We start from the raw sequence: 5,900 nt of genomic DNA, 5'->3' as shown, positions 1-5,900 counted from the left end.
AGCGGTCGGCGCGTCGCTGTTGTACTTGCCGCCGTACAGCCCCGACTTCAATCCGATTGAACTGGCGTTCGCCAAGTTCAAATGGCTGCTCAAAAGCGCAACGCATCGCACCGTCGACGCGCTCTGGCAAGCCTGCGGCGAACTCCTCCATCAATTCACCGCCACCGAATGCCGCAACTACCTCCGCCACTGCGGATATCGCTACACTTAGGCTTGATGCGCACTAACCGAAGTTTGCCAGACGTCGCATGCGCTTGGGCGCCACCGCATCCGAACTGCCAAACAGCGTGCTGAACACCTGATCGGCAGCCAGCCGTGACGCGCCAATGTTGGGCCGCGCAGCCGGCTCCGTCATTTCGGCATTTCGCGTCAGCACCGATTCTCGTGAGAGTTCCAGAATCACCTCGTCCGCCAGCGCCGGTGGATCGGCGATGCCTTGCGGATCGCTGTTACCTTGGCCGAGATTGACTGCGATTGCCGCTGCTTGGCTACCGCTCGTGCGTGACGTTGCGCCCGCGTAGGCGAAGACCTGGTCGGTGGCGTTGTCCACAATCCACAACGTGCTCGGGCTGGCCGGATCGAGCGTGATGCCGGTGGGGCTCGTGTTGCGACTGTCGATCGTCCAACTGCCTTGCAGCGTGCCGGTCATGCTGTAGCGGAACACCTTGTCGGTCGCGGCGCTGTTGACCGTCCAGATATTCGTTCCGTTGGTGACCAGGTCAGTCGCGTTGCCGTTTTGGTTGTTGAGGTTGAAATTACTCGCCGCGCTTTGACTTCCGGACAGCCGCGACGCCGCGCTCGTGTACTTGTAGACCTTGTCGGTGGAACTATCGACGATCCAGACATCGGTCCCGTTGGTGGTGATGCCGGTCGGGCTCGACAATCCATTCGCCGTCCACGAACCGAGCAATCCGCCGGCGATGTTGTAGACGTAGACCTTCTTGTTGGCGTCCACGACCCAGACCTTGTCGCCGGCGACGTTCGATGCCGCCCCGCGCGAATTGCTGTTCGCGCTATTCAACACGTAGTTGTCGGTGCGATTGCCGCTGGCGTCATACTCGTGGGTGTTGTCTGCCGTGCCGTCGACGACGAAGAACTTGGTGGGGGCGGCGACGGCGATCTTGTTCACGAAAATCCCATTGCCGCTGCGCGTCAATGTATCGCCAGTTGGCAGGGATACACTGTTTTGAAACAGGCCGCTGACATAGACGTTGCCCAGGCTGTCTTCGTCGACGGTGAAGGCACGCGTGTCCCCTGGTCCTTTGTATTGGCGTGCGGAAATGAACCCGCCGTTCGTGTCCAATCGCAGCAGCGCGCCGTCGTTGTTGTCCACGCTCGTGAAACTAGCGAGACCAGGACCTGGATCCAAATCGGCCGTTCCATCAAAGTTCAACGCCAACATGGGCCTGCCTTGAGCGTCGACGCGAAGCGTGTGACAGTACGCGTCACCCGGGCCGTCACCGAATGATTCGGCCCAAAGGACATTGCCCTCAGCATCCCATTTCGATAAGTACCCGTCAGCGCCGCCTTCACTCAGTAGCGTTGGGCCACTGCCCAGAGTGATGCTTCCGTCAAAGTCGCCGGCCACGTAAACAGAGCCCAGCCCGTCAAATGCAACGCGAGCCGCCCCATTCCTTTCGCCGCTCATTTGTCTGGCCCAGTTCGTTTCGCCGGTCGATTGGTCCAGCCTGACGAAATAGGCGTTGGACGCGTTTGATGCCGGTCCTGTCAGCGGCAGCGGATTCTCGGGTGAGCCAAAGTCGACGGTTCCACGAAAATGTCCCACGGCGTAGACATCGCCATCGTCACCCAACGCAATTCGGTGGCCAGAGTCGGACTGTTCTCCGCCGAATTGGCGAGCCCAAACGAAATTGCCCTGCGAGTTGAGTTTCAAGACGTAGCCATCTTGTAAGCCAGAACTGCCGGCAGCAGTAAGCTCGTGGACTGAGTTGGTCGCGGGATCGAAGTCGACCGTGTTAGAGAACATGCCGGTCACGTACACGTCCCCTGCGTCGGACACGGCCAATCCGACGGCCTGTTCTTCGCCCGGACCGCCAACGCCTTTCGCCCAGATGAACGCGCCGGTGGCCACGCTCGCCTTGGCCACGAACACGTCATAGCTGCCTTGACTCGCCAGGGTCGTCGAACCGAATTGCGTGGCCGTCGAATTCGACATGCCAGCGATGTACAAGCTCCCGGCGGCGTCGAACTCCAGCGCTCGGCTGAATTCGCCCCAGCTTCCGTTGCCGCTGAAGGTATTCGCCCAGACGAGCCCTCCTTGCTGCGTGTACTTGGCGATGTAGCCGTATTGCACATTCACGGGCGTGACAACTTGGTTCGTGCCAGGACCGGGATCGAAGTCGATCGCGCCCGTGAACGACCCAGTCACATACAGGTGGTCATCCGGACCGACGGTGACGGTCGATTCGGCCGACAACGACCCCGCGCCGCCCAATAGAAAGGCCCAGCCAGGGTCGGCGGTCATGAGCTCGCGGCGTTCGAGGGATTCGAAGTTGAAACGGCGGTTGTTTCGGGGACGGTTCATGGCTTTCCTTTGCGCGTAAGTGAAGTGCGGTAGTGGTTGAGGGGATCACGCCGTGCGAGTCAACTAACGCGAGCGCCGTTTTTCCCACCACGCGCCGCCGATGGCGATCAGCCCGAGACAAGACCAGACTGCGACGGAGGCGGGTTCCGGAACAGCCTCAATGGGCGGCGCGTCACCGACACGTAGAGAGAAGCTGCCGATACCGGTCGCGCCATCATCCACGTTGTCGCGACTGGATGTAAGCGCACTCACCGTCCAGTAGTAGCTATGTCCGGCAATCAATGTGCCGAACAAACTTCCTTGAGTTCCACCGTACACATTGCCGCCGCCGAGCCCTAGTTCGACGGTATGGGGATCCGGCGAGTAGTTATGTTGCGCCGTATAGAACAGGTAGCCGCCCGTTGTGTTGTCATAGAGTAAGGCTTCACAAATGGTGTGCCCAGTGAAGTTTGCGATGCCACCAGAGAGGACAAACGGCTGATCCATGACTGATGTAAAGGTTATCGCCGTTCGCCCAACGGCCTGATCGTAGTAGTCGCCTGAGCGTTGAAAATCGAACACCGTTGTCGCGCTGTCGCCATTTGTGCTGAGCGAAATGTGGCTGACACATTCCGACAACATGAATGAGGACGTGCCGTTCCACACGCCACTCACGGAGTCGACGTCATAAGGTCCTGATGGACCTACGCCAACAAGTGTTTCGATCGATCCATCGTTGACAATGATGGATGCCGAAATCCCCGGCGCAAGCAGAAACACAATAGCGGTCGCTCGAATGATGTTGCGAAGTTGAGGCACTATGAAGCTCCTTGGAATGTGTAACTGCGGCTGTCGTGAAGTTGCACCGATATCTCTTTCGGCGCGCACGGCGATCGAGACGCGCCCCCTAGGCACGCGTTTTGGGGAGTCGATGAAGGGATCGGATCAATCCGTTTTCCCTGGCAGCGGCCGGCGTATCCAGCGTTCGAGAAACGGCGTGGCGAGTTTCATTTCGCGGACATCGATTGCGAGGATCTTCGCGAGCTCGCGTAACTGCACTTCATATTCGCGCAGCCCTCCCCGGCCAGAATAGATGTGCTCTGTCTCAACGTGAACCTTGCTCACAACATTAATTGCTGCGTCTTCGTCCGGCACTAACGCATAAGCTAGCGCCAAGGCCATCGAAGGCTTATGGGATCGCAGTGTTTCAATGGCAGCAGCGGAGTTGCCAGTGCGAAGGCTATGAAGGGCTTCAATATACTCTACGCCTTCTTTGTTGTCAGACGTGCTTCTCGCTTCGACCAAGTGCGCAAACGCACTTTGATGGTCGCGCCACCGCACTGCAGGACTCATCAACAGTTGATACGCGAGGAGGCGGTGCAATGCCGGAAGTCCGCGTGGGTATCGACTGACTTGCAAAAGCGATTGTCGAGTATCGTTTAGCGCCGATTGATATGGCGGACGGGCTTCCTTGCGATTTCCGGCGACGATCTCGAATGCCCCGTAGGCAAACTGCGCCCGCGCTAGTTCTCTAACGCAAACCTGGTCTGGCGGATCAACACTTTCGGTGAATTTTCTCCACATCGTGATCTCTTCCTCGAACAGCGACGCGACCTCTTTTCGCTCTCCCTTCAGTTCGAGCACTTCGCCCAGTGTCTCGTAACTCAGCGAAATCGTCGGATTGGACGGAAACCAGGTCTGGATGTCTAACCCGGACGATTCCTTCAGCAAAAGCCTCCAGATTTCGACGGATCGGGTTGCCAGTTTCTCTGCCTCCTGAAGCTTGTTCTGACGCAACAGGACAGCTGCTAGTTGTCCGGTTGCGATAGCCTGTTCTCGCTCACGAGGAGCAGCAAGTTCCAATGCTTTCGCGAACAACTCTTCGCGATCTTCAGGCAGCGCCACTTCCGCTTGCTCCAGGAGACAACGCGCGGCGACAGTTCCATAGCCAGGCTGCTTGGAGTGGCGAAAGAATCGTTCCTGGTACTCTGCCGCATGCCCCCAGGCGACGGCTGCCATCGCATTCTCGGCGTCCTCTTCGTAAAGCCTTGCCATGGCCTGATAGAGCGTGGAAAATGCGACAGGGACTAGATACTGGTCTAACAAACCGGCTTCATGAACTTGGCCCCGCTCAACCAAATCGGCCAGCAATTTGAGCTTATTCTTGTTTGATAATTCAGCAGAGCGCGACACACCTTCGGCAGCCAAGGCCTCAAGGTAGAAATTCTCGCTGTTCTGCGGTATTCGGCGGAACTGCGGGAGGAGTTGAAAGAGCAGGTCTGCCGTGATGGATTGGTGTTTAGCGACATCACTGAGTGCGAGTCCTTCCGTAATCTCGTCCACCAGAGTCGCTGCCAATGCAGGGTCACGCGTACTCTGCTCGCTCAACTCAGTTACAACCGCCCGTGCGCGTTCCTCCAATGCGGCCGCGACTTCAGCATTGCCACGCTGTCGTTCTACGCGAGCAAGGTACTGAGTCATGTTCAGCACGCGGACTGCCGCGCCCACATCGCCAGCGTCGCGAAGCATCTTTTCGCAGACTGACAAGGCATCAGTCACAAGTCGGAATTGCAATTCTTGCGTTTCTGGGTATCGCTTCAATTCCCTTACTCCCAAAGTCAAGATCGTGCGATCAATCACTTCGAGAGCATTGGTCAAGACTTCCTGTCCCAAGTTGGCTTCAAACTCCGCAAGTTGACGTTGTTGTGCTTCCTTCTGAAACGCAGTGTTCAACAGTAGTAGGGAGCACGCCAACACGATGACCAGAATGCAAAGCGCGACAGAAGCAGTGGTGACAATGCCTGCGTAGCGACGGGTGAGTTTCATAGCCCTGCGACCGATTCCCGGCGCTCTCGCCACGATCGGCTTATGCTCTACCCACCTTTGCAAATCGTCCGCCACGTCGCGGGCCGTGGCGTAGCGATCCTCAGGGTTCTTCTCCATCGCTTTCAGGATGATGGTTTTCAATTCTTCCGGAATCGACTTGTCGAGCTTGCGTGGCGCGGTCGGTTCTTCGAAAGCGATCTGCCGCAGCGTCTCTTGGCGGTCGTTGCTGGGGAATGCGGGGCGCAAGGTCAACAGTTCGTACAGCGTCACGCCGAGCGAATAGATGTCCGTGCGGTGGTCGACAGTGATGCGTTTGGCCAGCGCCTGTTCGGGGCTCATGTAGCGCAACGTGCCGACGAGGTCGCCGGTCATCGTCATGCTGGCGTCGCCTTGGTTGCGGGCGAGGCCGAAATCGGTGACCCAAAGTTTGCCGCGCTCGTCGAGCATCAGGTTCGACGGCTTGATATCGCGATGCACGATGCCCATCTGGTGCGCATGATCGAGCGCCTCGGCAGCCTGAATGCCAATCTCAGCGATGCGGCGAAAGCGT

4 protein-coding genes are annotated in these 5,900 nt (G+C 58.1%); 1 reads left to right on the top strand and 3 read right to left on the bottom strand.

The window, feature by feature from the left end:
• Positions 1-211: transposase (locus tag SGJ19_08145; protein MDZ4780207.1), on the top strand; the 211-nt coding region annotated here is incomplete at its 5' end.
• A gap of 12 nt (positions 212-223) precedes the next feature.
• On the opposite strand, the gene SGJ19_08140 is transcribed toward SGJ19_08145, so the two are convergent.
• From SGJ19_08140 to SGJ19_08130, 3 genes are all read right to left on the bottom strand, one after another.
• Complete coding sequence (locus tag SGJ19_08140; protein MDZ4780206.1) at positions 224-2,545, bottom strand: hypothetical protein; 2,322 nt, start codon at positions 2,543-2,545, stop codon at positions 224-226.
• 63 nt (positions 2,546-2,608) lie between these two features.
• Complete coding sequence (locus SGJ19_08135; GenBank protein MDZ4780205.1) at positions 2,609-3,343, bottom strand: hypothetical protein; 735 nt, start codon at positions 3,341-3,343, stop codon at positions 2,609-2,611.
• A gap of 126 nt (positions 3,344-3,469) precedes the next feature.
• Positions 3,470-5,878 carry a serine/threonine-protein kinase gene (locus tag SGJ19_08130; protein MDZ4780204.1) on the bottom strand — a complete coding sequence of 803 codons (2,409 nt, stop codon included), beginning with the start codon at positions 5,876-5,878 and terminating at the stop codon, positions 3,470-3,472.
• Positions 5,879-5,900: the final 22 nt, after the last annotated feature.

The sequence above is a fragment of the Planctomycetia bacterium genome, from assembly GCA_034440135.1.
GTDB lineage: Bacteria > Planctomycetota > Planctomycetia > Pirellulales > JALHLM01 > JALHLM01.
The sequence above is the reverse complement of the archived record's forward strand: the minus strand, read 5'-3'. Positions and strand labels throughout refer to the sequence as shown.

What these genes read in the sequence shown, in the direction of transcription:
- SGJ19_08140 (MDZ4780206.1), bottom strand. Translation starts at nt 2,545, where the DNA reads ATGAACCGTCCCCGAAACAACCGCCGTTTCAACTTCGAATCCCTCGAA.